At 71.4% G+C, this 16,137-nt stretch carries 15 protein-coding genes; 11 read left to right on the top strand and 4 right to left on the bottom strand.

What is annotated here, in order from left to right; genetic code table 11:
- Nucleotides 1-289: 289 nt before the first annotated feature.
- The 10 genes from AC3YO9_RS14010 to AC3YO9_RS13965 all read left to right on the top strand — a co-directional run bounded on the left by AC3YO9_RS14010 (nucleotide 290) and on the right by AC3YO9_RS13965 (nucleotide 10,736).
- Entirely contained in the window at nucleotides 290-859 is a 570-nt protein-coding gene (locus AC3YO9_RS14010; protein ID WP_489983594.1) for a pyruvoyl-dependent arginine decarboxylase, read from the top strand.
- A complete protein-coding gene (locus AC3YO9_RS14005; protein WP_489983593.1) occupies nucleotides 856-1,458 on the top strand; it encodes a hypothetical protein in 603 nt (200 codons plus the stop codon). Before AC3YO9_RS14010 ends, AC3YO9_RS14005 begins: the two co-directional genes overlap by 4 nt.
- 24 nt (nucleotides 1,459-1,482) lie before the next feature.
- Complete coding sequence (locus AC3YO9_RS14000) at nucleotides 1,483-3,858, top strand: putative bifunctional diguanylate cyclase/phosphodiesterase (protein WP_489983592.1); 2,376 nt, start codon at nucleotides 1,483-1,485, stop codon at nucleotides 3,856-3,858.
- 57 nt (nucleotides 3,859-3,915) lie between these two features.
- Entirely contained in the window at nucleotides 3,916-4,929 is a 1,014-nt protein-coding gene (locus tag AC3YO9_RS13995) for an NADP-dependent oxidoreductase (RefSeq protein ID WP_489983591.1), read from the top strand.
- Between the two features lie 54 nt (nucleotides 4,930-4,983).
- Nucleotides 4,984-5,877, top strand: a complete 894-nt coding sequence (locus AC3YO9_RS13990; RefSeq protein WP_489983590.1) for an ABC transporter ATP-binding protein — start codon at nucleotides 4,984-4,986, stop codon at nucleotides 5,875-5,877.
- Nucleotides 5,874-7,058: an ABC transporter permease gene (locus AC3YO9_RS13985; RefSeq protein ID WP_489983589.1), complete on the top strand. Its 1,185-nt coding sequence runs from the start codon at nucleotides 5,874-5,876 to the stop codon at nucleotides 7,056-7,058. Before AC3YO9_RS13990 ends, AC3YO9_RS13985 begins: the two co-directional genes overlap by 4 nt.
- Nucleotides 7,059-7,149: 91 nt before the next feature.
- Entirely contained in the window at nucleotides 7,150-7,836 is a 687-nt protein-coding gene (locus AC3YO9_RS13980; RefSeq protein ID WP_489983588.1) for a hypothetical protein, read from the top strand.
- A gap of 82 nt (nucleotides 7,837-7,918) precedes the next feature.
- Nucleotides 7,919-8,656: a (Fe-S)-binding protein gene (locus tag AC3YO9_RS13975; RefSeq protein ID WP_489983587.1), complete on the top strand. Its 738-nt coding sequence runs from the start codon at nucleotides 7,919-7,921 to the stop codon at nucleotides 8,654-8,656.
- Nucleotides 8,653-10,122, top strand: coding sequence for a lactate utilization protein B (locus tag AC3YO9_RS13970; RefSeq protein WP_489983586.1), 1,470 nt, complete (start codon nucleotides 8,653-8,655; stop codon nucleotides 10,120-10,122). The genes AC3YO9_RS13975 and AC3YO9_RS13970 overlap by 4 nt, the downstream gene beginning before the upstream one ends.
- Nucleotides 10,119-10,736: a LutC/YkgG family protein gene (locus AC3YO9_RS13965; RefSeq protein ID WP_489983585.1), complete on the top strand. Its 618-nt coding sequence runs from the start codon at nucleotides 10,119-10,121 to the stop codon at nucleotides 10,734-10,736. Before AC3YO9_RS13970 ends, AC3YO9_RS13965 begins: the two co-directional genes overlap by 4 nt.
- A 61-nt stretch (nucleotides 10,737-10,797) precedes the next feature.
- Here the strand turns inward: AC3YO9_RS13965 and fmdA are convergent, their stop codons facing one another.
- A complete protein-coding gene (gene fmdA, locus AC3YO9_RS13960) occupies nucleotides 10,798-12,051 on the bottom strand; it encodes a formamidase (protein WP_489983584.1) in 1,254 nt (417 codons plus the stop codon).
- A gap of 50 nt (nucleotides 12,052-12,101) precedes the next feature.
- Complete coding sequence (locus AC3YO9_RS13955; RefSeq protein WP_489983583.1) at nucleotides 12,102-12,392, bottom strand: FmdB family zinc ribbon protein; 291 nt, start codon at nucleotides 12,390-12,392, stop codon at nucleotides 12,102-12,104.
- A gap of 147 nt (nucleotides 12,393-12,539) precedes the next feature.
- Between AC3YO9_RS13955 and AC3YO9_RS13950 the strand changes: the two genes are divergently transcribed.
- Complete coding sequence (locus AC3YO9_RS13950) at nucleotides 12,540-14,309, top strand: FAD-dependent oxidoreductase (protein ID WP_489983582.1); 1,770 nt, start codon at nucleotides 12,540-12,542, stop codon at nucleotides 14,307-14,309.
- Nucleotides 14,310-14,390: 81 nt separating this feature from the next.
- On the opposite strand, the gene AC3YO9_RS13945 is transcribed toward AC3YO9_RS13950, so the two are convergent.
- Both AC3YO9_RS13945 and AC3YO9_RS13940 read right to left on the bottom strand, forming a co-directional pair.
- Complete coding sequence (locus tag AC3YO9_RS13945; protein WP_127782023.1) at nucleotides 14,391-14,750, bottom strand: FKBP-type peptidyl-prolyl cis-trans isomerase; 360 nt, start codon at nucleotides 14,748-14,750, stop codon at nucleotides 14,391-14,393.
- 35 nt (nucleotides 14,751-14,785) lie between these two features.
- Nucleotides 14,786-16,111 carry a citrate synthase gene (locus tag AC3YO9_RS13940; RefSeq protein WP_489984063.1) on the bottom strand — a complete coding sequence of 442 codons (1,326 nt, stop codon included), beginning with the start codon at nucleotides 16,109-16,111 and terminating at the stop codon, nucleotides 14,786-14,788.
- Nucleotides 16,112-16,137 lie beyond the last annotated feature (26 nt).

The raw sequence follows: 16,137 nt of genomic DNA, 5'->3' as shown, positions 1-16,137 counted from the left end.
GGGAACGGGCGCAGCGACCTGCTCGCGCGCCGAGTGTCCACACCGTACATCGACGCTCCGTAACGAGAGTTAAGCAATTAGTAACAACAGCGGGGAAGCCACTCGACGTCGGCATTTCGGACAGAAACCTAGCTCGACGCGAAATGGCAAGTCGTCAAAGAGATTTCCGCGGAAATTCGGCGAACAAGCGATATGGTCACCTGGCCAACAAGGGGTGATGGCGACTACTGCGCCTCCCCCCTCGGATGGCGCTCTGTTGTGCTGACCCACTTTCTCTGGAGGACCCCCCATGACCAGGTCCATGGACCGCACCGGTCACCACCGCTACGCCGACGACGTCGAGACCATCCCGGCCCAGCCCAACCGCCGCGACACCGCGATGGCCATCCAGATCGCCACCGGGGTCGGGACCGCGTCCACGCCGCTGGCCGCCTTCGACGCCGCGCTGTGCGAGATGGGAGTGGGCGACTACAACCTCATCCGGCTGTCCTCGGTGATCCCCTCCGGTGCGAGCGTGCGCCACGTCGACCAGGTGGACCAGCGGGCCCGGCACGGCGACGGCCTGTACTGCGTGTACGCCGAGGAGCACGCCACCGTCCCCGGCGCCAGCGCCGCGGCCGGAATCGGCTGGGTGGTGAAGTCCGACGGCTCGGGCTCCGGGCTGTTCGTCGAGCACGAGGGCAGCAGCGAGCGCGAGGTGGCCACCCAGATCCGGGCCAGCCTCAAGGACATGACCGCCTACCGCGGCGGCGGCTACGACGCCCCGCAGATGTGCATCGAGACGGTGGTGTGCGTGGACAAGCCGGTCTGCGTGATGGTGATGGCCGCCTACACCGGCATGTGGTGGGACATCCGATGATCCGCAAGGGGGTCACGCCGTTTCGCCGCCAGCTGATCGACCGGCCGGCGGCGTCGGTCACGGTGGAGTCCACCGTGGACGCGGAGAACACCGAGATGTTCTGGGAGCTCTACCTGGCCGCCTTCGGCCCGATGCGCACTCGCGCGGCGGCCCGCAACGTGCTGCACCGCGAGGAATTCGTCGAGGAGATGGCCGACGCGCGGGTGGACAAGTACGTGGCGTGGGACGCCGAGGGCAAGGCGGTGGGGCTCACCACGCTCACCAACGACCTCAGCTCGGTGCCGTGGATCAGCCCGGAGTACTTCGCCGCCCAGTTCCCCGAGCACACCGCCCGCGGGGCGGTCTACTACCTCGGATTCACCCTGGTGCACCGAGATGCCCGGCGCGGCACCACTTTTACGGACATGATGAGTCACGTACTGTCACGGCTCGTAGCAGACCGTGCGGTCGTCGGGTGTGACATCTGCGCCTACAACAACACGGCGCTGAGCTTCGACAAGAACCTCATCAAGATGTTGACCTCCTCTGCCGATGTGACAGTGGAAGTGCTGGACACCCAGACCTACTACTCGGCCGAGTTCCACGGCTCAGCGAAGTAGGCCGGAAGCGAGCGGAGCACGGACGTGAGCACGGCGGCAGAGTCCCTGGCCCATCCGGTCCAGGTGCAGACGCGTGACGCGTGGTCGTTCTTTGGCTTCGCCGTGGCCACCTGCGTGATCTACCTGTTGTTCCCCGGCGACGCCGTCGCGGCCGTCTGCTTCGGCTCGGCCGCGGCGGGGTCGGCCATCGCCATCGGCATCGGGGTGCGCCGGCACAAGCCGCGCAAGCGTGCTGCCTGGAAGTGCGTGCTGCTGGCCAGCCTGCTGTTCATGATCGGCGGAGGCCTGCGCACCGCCGAGCGCAGCACCAACGCGGTGCCCGAGCTGCTCGCCGCCGCCTTCACCATCGGCGGCTACGTGGCGGTGGCCGCGGCCCTCACCATCTTCCTGCGAGCCCGCAACGTGCACGCCAGCAGCGACACCGTGCTGGACACGGTGCTCGTGGGGCTGGGCGCCACCCTCGCCTCGTGGGTGCTGCTCATCGCCCCGGTCACCGACCACGGCAGCATCATCAACGTGACCACCGCGGTGGTGGCGCTCTACCCCATCCTCGACTCGGTGCTGCTGGCCCTGCTGGTGCACCTCACCTTCACCACCGCTCCCGGCGACCGCACCTTCGGGCTGCTGGGCACCTCGCTGCTCGCCATCTTCGTCGGCGACCTCGGCTACGCGGTCACCACGGCCGGCTTCCTCCACCTGCCCGACGCGGTGCTGGACGCCCCGTTCCTCATCGCCTTCGGCGCACTCGGGGCCGGTGCCCTGCACCCGTCGATGAAGCGGATCTCGCTGCCCCAGCCCGGCTTCGCCTACCGCGGCCGACGCCGGGTGCCTGGCCTGGTCATGGCCCTGGTGCTGGCGTCGGTGGCGCTGGCGGCCGTGCCCGCCCACCACACCCTCGACCAGGTGGTGCGGGCCGTGCTGTTCGGCACGCTGCTGCTGGGCGTGCTGGCGCGCAGCGAGCGAGCGGTGCGCCGGCACGCCACCAGCGAGCAGGCCGCGCGGCACAAGTCCACCCACGACGACCTCACCGGGCTGCCCAACCGGGTGCTGCTGCACTCGCGGGTCACCCGACAGCTGGAGGCCAACACCGGCATCGGCCGGCTGAGCCTGCTGTTCATGGACCTCGACGGCTTCAAGTTCGTCAACGACAGCTACGGCCACAGCGTCGGCGACGAGCTGCTGGTGGCCGCGGCCGAGCGGCTGCTCAAGGTGGTGCGCCCCGAGGACGTGGTGGCGCGCTACGGCGGCGACGAGTTCGTGGTGACCGCGCCACTGGAGCGGGCCGGTGCGGAGGGGCTGGCCGACCGGATCCTGGCCGTGCTCAGCGAGCCGTTCGTGCTCAGCGTGGGCCGGGTCTACGTCTCGGCCAGCATCGGCATCGCCCGCGCCTCCCCCACGGCGGCCTCCGCCGACATCGAGGGGCTCATCCGCGAGGCCGACGCCGCGATGTACCACGCCAAGGCCAGGGGCCGCGGCGGCTACGCCTTCTTCGACGACAGCCTGCGCGCCCGCGCCCGGATGCAGATCGAGACCTCCACCGCTCTGCGCGACGCCCTGGGTCGCAAGGAGTTCGAGGTGTTCTACCAGCCCATCATCAGCCTCACCGACCGCAGCGTGGTGGGCTACGAGGCACTGCTGCGCTGGTACCACGACGGCGAGCTGCGCCGGCCCGACCACTTCATCCCCATCGCCGAGGCCTCCAACATCATCGTGTCCATCGGCGCCTGGGTGCTGCGCACCGCGTGCGAGCAGCTGGCCACCTGGTGGGAGCAGGGCCACACCACCCTGCACATGGCCGTGAACGTCTCCGCCCGCCAGCTGCGCGACTACGACCTGGTGCACACGGTGGAGTCCGCGCTGTCGGACACCGGGCTGCCCGGCACCGCGCTGTGGCTGGAGCTCACCGAGACCGCGCTGGTGGACGACACCGACACCGCGCTGCGCACCCTGCAGGCGCTGCAGGACCTGGGCGTCGTGCTCTGCGTGGACGACTTCGGCACCGGCTACTCCGCGCTGGGCTACCTGCAGCGCTTCCCCATCTCGGTGGTGAAGATCGACGGGGCCTTCGTCCGCGCGCTCAACGAGCAGCTGCCCGAGTCCAGCATCGTCGGCGCCATCGAGAAGATGTCCCGCGCCCTGGGCATGAACACCGTCGCCGAGGGCGTGGAAACCACCATGCAGGAGGCACAGCTGCGCTCGCTGGGCTGCGAGATGGCACAGGGCTGGCTCTTCGGCTACCCGTTGCCCGCCCGGGAGATCATTCGCCCGCAGGCCCTGCCCGTCTCCCAGCTGGCCGACCTGGCCGAGGAGGACCTGGTGGACGCAGAGCTGGACGGCCGAGAGCTGGACGGCCGAGAGCTGGACGGCCGAGAGCTGGACGTCACCGCCGCCGACCGCTGACCCTCCCCGCGGCGCCCCGCCGTGCGGGCTTCTCGGCGACGGCCGACAATAGTTCGCATGGCTAACCCAGTTGTGTCCCGAGAGATCCGCCTCGCGTCCCGCCCCACCGGGTGGCCGACGGCAGAGAACTTCACCCTCGCCGAGGTCGAGCTGCCCGAGCTGGCGCCCGACCAGGTCCTGGTCCGCAACACCCTGATGAGCGTGGACCCCTACATGCGCGGCCGGATGGACGACCGTCCCTCCTACGTGCCGCCCTTCCAGCTCGGCGAGCCCCTCGACGGCGGGGCGATCGGTGAGGTGGTGGCCAGCACCGCCGACGCCGTCCCGGTCGGCACCACCGTGCTGCACAGCTTCGGCTGGCGCGAGCAGGTGGTGCTGCCGGCCAAGCGGGTACAGCCGGTGGACACCGACGCCGCCCCCGCCAGCAGCTACCTCGGCGCCCTGGGCATGCCCGGCCTGACTGCCTACGTCGGCCTCACCCGCATCGCCGCGATGCAGGAGGGTGACGTGGTGTTCGTCTCCGGCGCGGCCGGTGCGGTCGGCTCGCTGGTGGGCCAGATCGCCAAGCGTCGCGGCGCCGCCCGGGTGATCGGGTCGGCGGGCACGCCCGAGAAGGTTCGCCACCTCACCGAGGACCTCGGCTACGACGCCGCCTTCTGCTACAAGGACGGACCCGTCCTGGACCAGCTCCGCCAGGCCGCGCCCGAGGGCATCGACGTCTACTTCGACAACGTCGGCGGGGAGCACCTCGACGCCGCCATCGAGTCGCTCAACACCTTCGGCCGGGTCGCCGTCTGCGGGCTGATCTCGCAGTACAACGACCCGAACCCGGAGCCGGCGGTGCGCACCCCCTGGCACCTGGTGGCCAAGCGGCTCAGCATCCGGGGCTTCATCGTCAGCGACCACAACGACCTGCGCGAGGCGTTCCTGGACGAGGTCGCCCCCTGGGTCCGGGACGGCTCGCTGGTCTCCGAGGAGACCGTCGTCGACGGTGGCGTGCAGGCGGCTCCGCAGGCGTTCCTCGACCTGATGCGCGGGGCCAACACGGGCAAGATGCTGGTCCGCTTCTAGGTGGAGCGCCTATAGTTTGTCCGGTTCGTACCCTGCCGTCCCCCGGGAGAGCTCATGAGCCAGCTGCAGATCGAGGGCTTGCACAAGCGCTTCGGCACCACGGTTGCGCTGCAGGACATGACCTTCGACGTCCGGCCCGGGGAGCTGTTCGGCTTCGTGGGCAGCAACGGGGCCGGCAAGACCACCACCATGCGCATCGCGCTGGGGGTGCTCTCGGCCGACGCCGGGCAGGTGCGCCTGGGCGGGCGGCCCATCGACCTGGCCCTGCGTCGGCGCATCGGGTACATGCCCGAGGAGCGCGGGCTCTACCCCAAGATGAAGGTGGGCGCGCAGCTGTCCTACCTGGCCCAGCTGCACGGGTTGTCCGCCGCCGACGCCGCCGACGCGGTCACCCGGTGGACGACCCGGCTGGGCATCGACGGGCGCCTGCAGGACACGGTCGACTCCCTCAGCCTGGGCAACCAGCAGCGGGTGCAGCTGGCGGCGGCGCTGGTGCACGACCCCGAGCTGCTGGTGCTGGACGAGCCGTTCTCCGGCCTGGACCCGGTGGCGGTGGACGTGATGAGCACGGTGCTGGCGGAGAAGGCGGAGCAGGGCGTGCCGGTGGTGTTCTCCAGCCACCAGCTGGAGCTGGTGGAGCGGCTGTGCGACCGGGTGGGCATCGTGGCGCGTGGCCGGATGCAGGCCTGCGGCACCGTGGACGAGCTGCGCGCCGGTGGCAGCACGCAGCTGGTGGTGCACGCCCCCCAGGCGCCACGCGGCTGGGCCGACGCACTGCCCGGGGTGAGCGCGGCCGACCAGCACGACGACCGGACCGTGCTCACCCTGGACGCCGGCGCCGACGACCAGGCCGTGCTCGCCGCGGCCCTGCGCACCGGACCGGTGCACGAGTTCTCCCGCCGCCAGCAACCGTTGGCCGAGCTGTTCCGAGAGGCGGTCGCCGCATGAGCTCCACCTTGCGCACCGTGGGCCTGGTGGCCCGCCGCGAGTACACCAGCCGGGCCAGCTCCAAGGCGTTCCTGATCAGCAACGCCGTCATGCTGGTGCTGCTGGTCGTCGGCATCGTGGTGGCCTCGCTGGTGGGCGGAAGCTCCGACGCCACCAAGGTGGGCCTGGTCGGCACGGCGGAGCAGCTGGCCGCACCGCTGCAGCAGGCCGGCACCAGCCTGGGTGAGGATCTGCAGACCTCGGTGCTGCCGGACGCCGAGCAGGCCCGCGCCCAGGTGCGCGACGGCGACCTGGAGGCGGCGGTGCTGCCCAGCGACAGCGGTGGCTACGTGGCGGTGGTGGACAAGGAGCTCTCCCCCGAGCTGCAGGCGGCCATCAGCGCCACCGTGCGCCAGCAGGCGGTGGACACCGTGCTGCGGGCCAACGACGTGGACCCGGCGGTGCTCGCCCAGGCCGTCCAGCAGGCCGGGCCCACGGTGGAGGCCCTGAACCCGCCCGACCCGGCCAGCGCCCAACGCACCGCCCTCGCCTACCTGGCGGTGCTGTCCATGTTCTTCCTGCTGCTGATGTTCGGCCTGTACGTGGCCATGGGCGTGGTGGAGGAGAAGTCCAGCCGGGTGGTGGAGGTGCTGCTGGCCACCATCAAGCCGCTGCACCTGCTGTGGGGCAAGGTCATCGGCATCGGCGCGATCGGGCTCACCCAGCTGGTGGGCATCGGGGCGGTCGCCCTGGTCGCCGGGGTGGCCACCGACCTGGTCACCGTCACCGGCACGGCGGTCGCGGTCTTCGCCTCGGTGCTGGTCTGGTTCATCCTGGGCTACACCCTCTTCGCGGTGCTCTACGCCGCGGCCGGCTCGCTGGTGTCGCGGCAGGAGGACGTCAACTCCGTCGTCACCCCCATCACCTCCGTCATCATCGCGATGTACGTGCTGGCGCAGGTCACCCTGGGCGAGCCGGACGGCACCCTGGCCGCGGTGATGTCCTGGATCCCACCGTTCTCGGCGATGCTGATGCCGATGCGCATCGCCGCGGGGGTCAGCAGCCCCGGACAGGTCATCGGCTCCGCCCTGCTGATGCTCGCCGTCACCGTGGCGCTGTCGCTGCTCGCCGCCCGCATCTACGAGCGGTCGGTGCTGCGCAGCGGCAGCCGGGTCAGCCTGCGCGAGGCGCTGCGCTCCTGACCTGCTGCGACACGGGCGGAGAACCGGTGCACCTGCCACGCTGACGTGCAACAATCCAACAAATCCGTTGTGCGTCAACAAGAGAGCAGCCATGAACTCCAAAGCCACCCGCGTCCGGTTCGCCACCCTCGTCGCCACTGGTTGTGTCGCGGCCCTCACGCTCACCGCGTGCGGCGGCGACTCCTCCGAGTCCGAGGCCGCCCCCGCCCCCACGACCACCACGAGCGCAGCGCCCAGCTCGAGCGCCGCCACCAGCTCTGCGTCGGCCTCGCCCACCAGCACCACCGCGGCCGCCAGCAGCTCGGCCGCTCCCGCGGCCGGTGGCGCGGCCGGCAAGTCGGTCCCGGTGAACAAGACCATCGACGACCCCGAGATGGGCGACAAGGTGGTCATCGAGGAGTACGTCCGCGGCTTCCCCGTGCCCGCCTCGCTGCCGGCCATCAAGGACCGCGAGATCATCCTGGTGAAGGTCTCCGCCACCGCGGGCGACAAGTACTACGGGGGCTGGCAGACCGGTTCGCTGCGGCTGCTCACCGCCAACGGCCAGGAGAACGCCGCCGGCTCGTCCACCGCGGTGGTCGAGGCGATGACAGCGGCGGGCTACCCGCTGATGAAGGACGTCAAGACCGGCAAGGCCGGTGCCGGTTGGCTGCCCTTCGTCGTCGTGCAGAAGGACAGCCCCAGCCTCACCCTGCAGGTGAAGCGGTCCGCGGCCACCACCTCGGGCGGCGGCACCATCGCGGCGCAGACCTGGGACGTCCCGCTGCCCACCGCCTGATCCGCGCCCCCGCCTGACCCGCACCCGCCACCAGCGGGTCGCGCGCCAGGCCAGGTGGCGAGCACCGTCGTACGCTCGATCCGTGCGCATCGCGTTGTTCGCCACCTGCCTGGCCGACGCCCTCTTTCCCGAGGCAGCCAAGGCCACGGTGCTGCTGCTCGAGCGGCTGGGCCACCAGGTGGTCTTCCCGCCGGAGCAGACCTGCTGCGGCCAGATGCACGCCAACACCGGCTACCTCACCGAGGCGCTGCCGCTGGTGCGCCACCACGTGCAGGTGTTCGCCGACTGCGACGTGGTGGTCGCCCCGTCCGGATCCTGCGTCGGCTCGGTGCGCCACCAGCACGCCATGATCGCGCGCCGCACCGGCGACGACGCCCTCGCCGAGCGCGCCACCGCCGTGGCCGCCCGCACCTACGAGCTCTCCGAGCTGCTGGTGGACGTCCTCGGGGTGACCGACGTGGGCGCGCACTACCCGCACCGCGTCACCTACCACCCCACCTGCCACTCGCTGCGGCTGCTGCGGGTGGGCGACAAGCCGCTGCAGCTGCTGCGCGCGGTCGGCGGCATCGACCTGGTGGAGCTGCCCCAGGCCGACGTCTGCTGCGGCTTCGGCGGCACGTTCGCGCTGAAGAACGCCGCCACCTCCACCGCGATGCTCGCCGACAAGATGGCCACCGTGCTCAGCACCGGCGCCGAGGTCTGCACCGCCGGCGACTCCTCCTGCCTGATGCACATCGGCGGCGGGTTGAGCCGCCTCCAGGCCGGCGTGCGCACGGTCCACCTGGCCGAGATCCTGGCGTCCACGGAGACGGGCCGATGAGCACGTTCCTGGGCACCCCGACCGCCCCTCCACCGGCCGGGGCGGGCCACCTGCGGGGCACGGAGAGCTTCCCCGACGCAGCGCGCCACGCCCTGCAGGACACCCAGCTGCGGCGCAACCTGGGCGCGGCGACCGCCACCATCCGGGCCAAGCGCGCGGGCGTGGTGGCCGAGGTGGACGACTGGGAGCAGCTGCGCCTGGCCGGCAGCGCGCTGAAGGCCGACGTGCTGGCCCGGCTGCCCGAGCTGCTCGAGGAGCTGGAGCAGCAGGTGAGCGCCCCCGGCGGGGTGGTGCACTGGGCCCGCGACGCCGCGGAGGCCAACCGCATCGTGGTCGACCTGGTGCGGGCCACCGGCAGCGACGAGGTGGTCAAGGTCAAGTCCATGGCCACCCAGGAGATCGCCTTGAACGAGGCGCTGGAAGAGGCAGGCATCTCCCCGTGGGAGACCGACCTGGCCGAGCTGATCGTGCAGCTGGGCGACGACCGGCCCAGCCACATCCTGGTGCCGGCCATCCACCGCAACCGGGCGGAGGTCCGGGAGATCTTCCTGCGCGCGATGCCGGACGTGGACCCGGACATCACCGACGACCCCCACCAGCTCGCCATGGCGGCCCGGGCGCACCTGCGCCGCCGGTTCCTCTCCGCCCGGGTGGCCGTCAGCGGGGCCAACTTCGCCGTGGCCGACACGGGCACCCTGTCGGTGGTGGAGTCGGAGGGCAACGGCCGGATGTGCCTGACGCTGCCGCAGACGCTGATCACGGTGCTGGGCATCGAGAAGCTGGTGCCCACCTGGCAGGACCTGGAGGTGTTCCTGCAGCTGCTGCCCCGCTCCTCCACCGGCGAGCGGATGAACCCGTACACCTCGATGTGGACCGGGGTGCACCCCGGCGACGGACCGCAGGAGTTCCACCTGGTGCTGCTGGACAACGGGCGCACCCGGGTGCTGGCGGACGAGGTGGGCCGCAGCGCGCTGCACTGCATCCGCTGCTCGGCCTGCCTCAACGTCTGCCCGGTGTACGAGCGGACCGGTGGGCACGCCTACGGCTCGGTGTACCCGGGCCCGATCGGCGCGGTGCTCAGCCCTCAGCTGACCGGCACCACCGGCCACGACGACCCGAACGCGTCGCTGCCCTACGCCTCGTCGCTGTGCGGGGCCTGCTTCGACGCCTGCCCGGTGCGCATCAACATCCCCGAGCTGCTGGTGCACCTGCGGGCCGAGCAGGTGGACGCCGAGCGGGGCGGGCTGCCCAGCGGCCAGGACGTGGCCATGCGCGCGGCGGGCTGGGCGATGGGGGCGCCGGGGCGCTTTGCCGCCGCGGAGAAGGCGCTGGGCCTGGGCCGGGTGCTCGGCGGGCGCTCGCACACCATCAGCTCGCTGCCCTGGCCCGGCTCGCTGTGGACCGGCGCCCGCGACCTGCCCGCGCCGCCCGAGCAGACCTTCCGGCAGTGGTGGGCGCAGCGGTGACCCCCCGCGAGGAGGTGCTGGCCCGCATTCGCACCGCCCTGGCCGACCGGCCGGTGCCGCCGCCGGTGCCCCGCGACTACCACCACCGCGGCGACCAGCCGCCCGGCAGCCCAGAGGCGGTGGCGCTGCTGGCTGCGCGGGTGGACGACTACCGCGCCCAGGTGCACCGGGTGGACCTGGCCGAGCAGGTGCCCGCCACGCTGGCGAGGCTGCTGGCCGGGCACCGCGCGGTGGTGGTGCCGCCGGACCTTCCCGCGGAGTGGGCGCAGGTGTGCCCGGGCGTGGTGCGCGACACCGGGCTGTCCCCGCAGCAGCTCGACGAGGTGGACGCCGTGGTCACCGGGTGCGCGGTGGCCATCGCCGTCACCGGCACGCTGGTGCTGGACGCCGGAGCGGCGCAGGGACGGCGCGCGCTCACCCTGGTGCCCGACCACCACGTGTGCGTGGTGCGGGCCGAGCAGGTGGTGGCGAGCGTGCCGGAGGCGCTGGCGCAGCTGGACCCCACCCGTCCGCTCACCTTCATCAGCGGGCCCAGCGCCACCAGTGACATCGAGCTGCAGCGGGTGGAGGGCGTGCACGGCCCGCGCACCCTGGACGTGGTGATCGTCGGCTGAGCCCGCTTGGTGGTACTTGCAGTACCACCGCGGGCCAGCATGGGCGTACTTGCAGACGCCCCTAGAAGCTCGACCGCGGCACCGGCGTCCCCTGGGTCACCTGGTGCGGGCCACCCACCGACGGGCGCACGTCGAAGTCGAACAGCGCCGTGGGCAGGTACACCGTGGAGCAGGAGTTGGGGATGTCCACCACCCCGGACAGCCGGCCCTCGATCGGCGCGGCGCCGAGGATCATGTAGCCCTGCTCCGGGGTGTAGCCGAACTTCGTCAGGTAGTCGATCGCGTGCAGGCACGCCCGCTGGTAGGACAGGTGCGAGTCGAGGTAGCGCTGCTCCCCCTCCAGGGTCACCGACGTGCCGGAGAACGCCAGCCACTCGCTGAACTGCGGCTCCACGTTGCCCGGCAGGAAGATCGCGTTCTCGTGCACCCCGTAGGTGTCCATGCCGCCCTTGATCAGGTCCACGTGCAGGTCGATGAACCCGCCCATCTCGATGGCCCCGCAGAAAGTGATCTCGCCGTCGCCCTGGGAGAAGTGCAGGTCGCCCACCGACAGGTGCGCCCCGTCCACGAACACCGGGTAGAACACCCGCGTTCCCCGGCTGAAGTTCTTGATGTCCTGGTTGCCGCCGTTCTCCCGCGGCGGCGCGGTGCGCGCCCCCTCCGCGGCCACCCGGTCGAAGTCGGCCCCGGAGAGCGAGCCGAGGATGGCGTCGGTGGCCAGCGGGGGCAGCGCCAGGGCGGGGACCCGGTCCGGGTCGGTGGCGATGAGGGCTCCCTCGCGGGTGTTCCACCGGTTGAGCAGCTCGTGCGAGGGTGCGGTGCCCATCAGCCCCGGGTGGGTGATGCCGGTGAAGGACACCTCCGGCACGTGCCGCGAGGTGGTCCGCTGGCCCTGGAAGTCCCACACCGTCTTGTAGGCGTCCGGGAACTGATCGGTGAGGAACCCGCCGCCGTTGTCCCTGGCGAAGATGCCGGTGTAGCCCCACCCCTGCCCGGCCAGCGGCCCGGAGTCCTCCTGCGGGATCGGCCCGAGGTCCACGATGTCCACCACCAGCAGGTCACCGGGTGCCGCACCCTCCACCGCGAACGGGCCGCTGAGCCGGTGCACCTGGGACAGCGGGCAGTCCCGGACGTCGTCGGCGGAGTCGTTGTTGCCGATCGCCCCGTCGAACCACTCCCGGCAGTGCACCCGGAACGTGTCGCCGGGCTTCACCTGCACCGCGGCCGGGATGTCCGGGTGCCAGCGGTTGTGACCGACGATCTGCTGGTCGGTGAACGGCTTGCTGCTGTCCAGCGGGAAGACGAGCTCGGGCATGGGGTGCTCCCTCGGGTGATCAGGGTCGGCGCAGTCAGGGCCGGCGCAGGTCAGGGTTTTGGCAGCCTCCGCAGGACGGGGTTGTCGGGGGCTGTCGGCGTGCGCCGGCGGGCGCCGCTGCCGGGCACGGACGTGACCACCGCCGGCTCGTCGGCCGAGCGCCGGGTGGCGTCGATGGCGGCGAGGCGGCCCCGGTCGGCCAGGCCCAGGTGCGGGGCGGCGAAGACGCGAGCGGTGTCGCCCCCGCACTCCGGGCACGGCCACTGGGCGGGGGCGCTGCCCATCGGCCGCTGGACCTCGCACACGCCGTGCTCGGCGCACCGGTACTGGTATGCGACCACTGCGCGGCCTCCTGCTGCCGGGAAACCTCGACGGTAGCCACGGTCACCACAGGTTGTCGACGGGAGAACTGCCCGCACAGAGGCGTTCGCACAGGGTCACCGCAGATACATTCAGTCCAGTCTGTTTCTAGTTGTTAGGCTGCTGCGGTGGGTACCGCACAGCAACTTCAGGGACAGACCAGCGCCGCCGAGCCCGACTACGACGTACTGGTGATCGGATCAGGCTTCGGTGGCTCGGTGGCCGCGCTCCGGCTCACCGAGAAGGGCTACCGGGTCGGCGTGCTCGAGGCGGGCCGTCGCTTCGCCGACGACGAGCTGCCGAAGACCAGCTGGAACTTGCGCCGCTACCTGTGGGCGCCGCAGCTGCGCTGCTTCGGCCTGCAGCGCATCCACCTGCTGCCCGACGTGCTGGTGATGGCCGGCGCCGGCGTGGGCGGCGGCTCGCTGAACTACGCCAACACCCTCTACCAGCCGCCCCCGGCGTTCTTCCAGGACCCGCAGTGGGCGCACATCACCGACTGGCAGGACGAGCTCAACCCCTACTACGAGCAGGCCCGGCGGATGCTCGGCGTGCGCCCCAACCCGCTGTCCACCCCCGCCGACGCGGTGATGCGCGAGGTGGCCGAGGAGATGGGTGTGGGCCACACCTTCACCACCACGCCGGTGGGCGTCTTCTTCGGCACCGAGGAGAACACCCCGGGCGGCACCACGGTCCCCGACCCGTTCTTCGGCGGCGCCGGCCCGGAGCGGACCAGCTGCACCGAGTGCGGTGGCTGCATGACCGGCTGCCGCTACGGCTCCAAGAACACCCTGGTGAAGAACTACCTGTACCTGGCCGAGCAGGCCGGCGCCACGGTGCACCCGCTCAGCACCGTGACCTCGCTGCGCCCGCGCACCGACGGCGGCTACGAGGTGGCTGTGCAGCGCACCGGCACCGTGCGTCGCCGGCACCAGCGCACCATCACCGCCGGGCAGGTGGTGGTGGCGGCCGGCACGTACGGCACGCAGCGGCTGCTGGGCTCCATGCAGGCCGAGGGCAACCTGCCCAGCATCTCCCCGCGACTGGGCTCCACGGTGCGCACCAACTCCGAGGCGGTGCTCGCCGCCACCGCCCGCACCCGCGCCGTCGACTACAGCCGCGGCATCGCCATCACCTCGTCGTTCCACCCGGACGAGCGCACCCACATCGAGCCGGTGCGCTACGGCAAGGGCTCCAACGCCATCGGGCTGCTGCAGACCGTGCTGGCCGACGGCGGCGGCCGGGTTCCGCGGCCGCTGAAGACCCTCGGCGTTGCGGTGCGCCACCCCATCGCGTTCGTGCGCAACCTGTCCGTCTACCACTGGTCGGAGCGCACGGTGATCGCGCTGGTGATGCAGACCGGGGACAACTCCATCGAGCTGACCACCAAGCGCGGCCTGTTCGGCCGGCGCAAGCTCACCAGCCGCCCCGGCCCCGGCGAGCCGCCGCCGCGCTGGATCCCGCAGGGCCACGAGGCCGTGCGCCGGGCCGCGGACAAGATCAACGGCCACGCCGGCGGCTCCATCGGCGACGTGTTCAACATCCCGATGACGGCGCACTTCCTGGGCGGCTGCGCCATCGCCGACTCCCCCGAGGGTGGCGTGGTCGACGCCTACCACCGGGTGTTCGGCCACCCCGGCCTGCACGTGTCCGACGGCTCCACGGTGAGCGCCAACCTGGGCGTCAACCCCTCGCTGACCATCACCGCACAGGCCGAGCGGGCCTTCGCGCTGTGGCCGAACAAGGGCACCGCCGACGTCCGCCCCGAGCTGGGCGCGGCCTACCGGCGCTGCGACCCGGTGCCCCCGGCCCGCCCCGTGGTGCCCGCGGACGCACCGGGCGCGCTGCGGCTCCCCCTCACCGTGCTCGGCGCCTCAGCGCGCGCCCACACCGCCTAGCGCGGCCGCACGAGAAGGCACGCGAGCGCGGGGCCGGTCAGTGACCGGCCCCGCGCTCGTGCACGACGTGACGCTCGGGGTCTAGCCGACGCCCAGCAGGTCGATGACGAAGATCAGCGTCTTGCCGGAGAGGCGGTGCCCGCCGCCGGCCGGGCCGTAGGCCAGCTGCGGGGGGATGACCAGCTGGCGGCGTCCACCGACCTTCATGCCGGGGATGCCCTTCTGCCAGCCCTCGATGAGGCCCTGCAGCGGGAAACTCAGCGACTCCCCCCGGTTCCAGGACGAGTCGAACTCCTCGCCGGAGTCGAACTCCACGCCGAGGTAGTGGACCTCGACCTTGCTGCCCGGCGCCGCCTCCGGGCCGTCACCGACGACGAGGTCGGTGATCTGCAGCTCGCTGGGCGCTTCCCCACCGGGGAACTCGATCTCTGGCTTGGTCACCGTGGTGCTCCTCAGTCTGGGCGAAGTGGTTGGCGCTACCGGCGCTCGGCGAGCGGTACGTAGTCGCGCTCGGTGTAGCCAGTGTAGATCTGGCGCGGACGCCCGATCTTGGTGTCCGGGTCGCCGATCATCTCCCGCCAGTGCGCAATCCAGCCGGGCAGCCGGCCCAACGCGAACAGCACCGTGAACATGCGGGTGGGGAAGCCCATCGCCCGGTAGATCAGTCCGGTGTAGAAGTCGACGTTGGGGTAGAGCTTGCGCTCCACGAAGTAGTCGTCGGTGAGCGCCTTCTCCTCCAGCGCCTTGGCGATGTCGAGCAGCTGGTCGTCGCCGCCGAGCTTGCGCAGCACCTCCTCGGCCGCCTTGCTGACGATGGCCGCGCGCGGGTCGTAGTTCTTGTACACCCGGTGGCCGAAGCCCATCAGCTTGACGCCGGGCTCCTTGTCCTTCACCCGGCGCACGAAGTCGCCGACGTCGCCACCCTCGCGCTTGATGCCCTCGAGCATGTCCAGCACCGCGGCGTTGGCCCCGCCGTGCAGCGGCCCGAACAGGGCGTTGATGCCTGCGGAGACCGAGGCGAACAGGTTGGCGTTGGACGAGCCGACCATGCGCACCGTCGACGTCGAGCAGTTCTGCTCGTGGTCGGCGTGCAGGATCAGCAGCATGTCCAGCGTCTTGACCAGGTCCGGGTCGATGTCGTACGGCTCGGCCGGGAACCCGAAGGTCATCCGCAGGAAGTTCTCCGTGAGGCTCAGCGAGTTGTCCGGGTACAGGAAGGGCTGGCCCACCGACTTCTTGTACGCGTAGGCGGCGATGGTGGGCAGCTTGGCCAGCAGCCGGACGGTGGACAGCTCCACCTGGTCCTGGTCGAAGGGGTCCAGGGAGTCCTGGTAGAAGGTGCTCAGCGCGGACACGGCGCTGGAGAGCACGGGCATGGGGTGGGCGTCCCGGGGGAAGCCCTCGAAGAACCGCTTGAGGTCCTCGTGCAGCAGGGTGTGCCGCTGGATCTTGTGGGTGAAGGCGGTCAGCTGGGTCTCGCTGGGCAGCTCACCGTGGATGAGCAGGTGGCTCACCTCGGCGAAGGTGGACTTCTCCGCCAGCTGCTCGATGGGGTACCCGCGGTAGCGCAGGATCCCGGCCGCACCGTCGATGTAGGTGATCGCCGAGGAGCACGAGGCGGTGTTGACGAAGCCGGAGTCGTAGGTGGTGTAGCTGGTGTCGGCGAGCAGCTTGCCGAGGACGAAGCCGTCGTTGCCCTCCGTCGCCCGGGCGATCTTCATCTCGTGCTCGCCACCGGGGAAGGTCAGCGTGGCAGTGTCGACCTTCTCCTCGGCCGAGCTCTCGGCTGTCGTCTCGTTGATGGAGACCGTCTCGTTCTCGGGCACAG

Source organism: Rhodococcus sp. Z6_132 (assembly GCF_058133635.1).
The sequence above is the reverse complement of the archived record's forward strand: the minus strand, read 5'-3'. Positions and strand labels throughout refer to the sequence as shown.

What these genes read in the sequence shown, in the direction of transcription:
- AC3YO9_RS14005 (WP_489983593.1), top strand. Translation starts at nt 856, where the DNA reads ATGATCCGCAAGGGGGTCACGCCGTTTCGCCGCCAGCTGATCGACCGG.
- AC3YO9_RS13995 (WP_489983591.1), top strand. Translation starts at nt 3,916, where the DNA reads ATGGCTAACCCAGTTGTGTCCCGAGAGATCCGCCTCGCGTCCCGCCCC.
- AC3YO9_RS13985 (WP_489983589.1), top strand. Translation starts at nt 5,874, where the DNA reads ATGAGCTCCACCTTGCGCACCGTGGGCCTGGTGGCCCGCCGCGAGTAC.
- AC3YO9_RS13970 (WP_489983586.1), top strand. Translation starts at nt 8,653, where the DNA reads ATGAGCACGTTCCTGGGCACCCCGACCGCCCCTCCACCGGCCGGGGCG.
- fmdA (WP_489983584.1), bottom strand. Translation starts at nt 12,051, where the DNA reads ATGCCCGAGCTCGTCTTCCCGCTGGACAGCAGCAAGCCGTTCACCGAC.
- AC3YO9_RS13980 (WP_489983588.1), top strand. Translation starts at nt 7,150, where the DNA reads ATGAACTCCAAAGCCACCCGCGTCCGGTTCGCCACCCTCGTCGCCACT.
- AC3YO9_RS14010 (WP_489983594.1), top strand. Translation starts at nt 290, where the DNA reads ATGACCAGGTCCATGGACCGCACCGGTCACCACCGCTACGCCGACGAC.
- AC3YO9_RS13990 (WP_489983590.1), top strand. Translation starts at nt 4,984, where the DNA reads ATGAGCCAGCTGCAGATCGAGGGCTTGCACAAGCGCTTCGGCACCACG.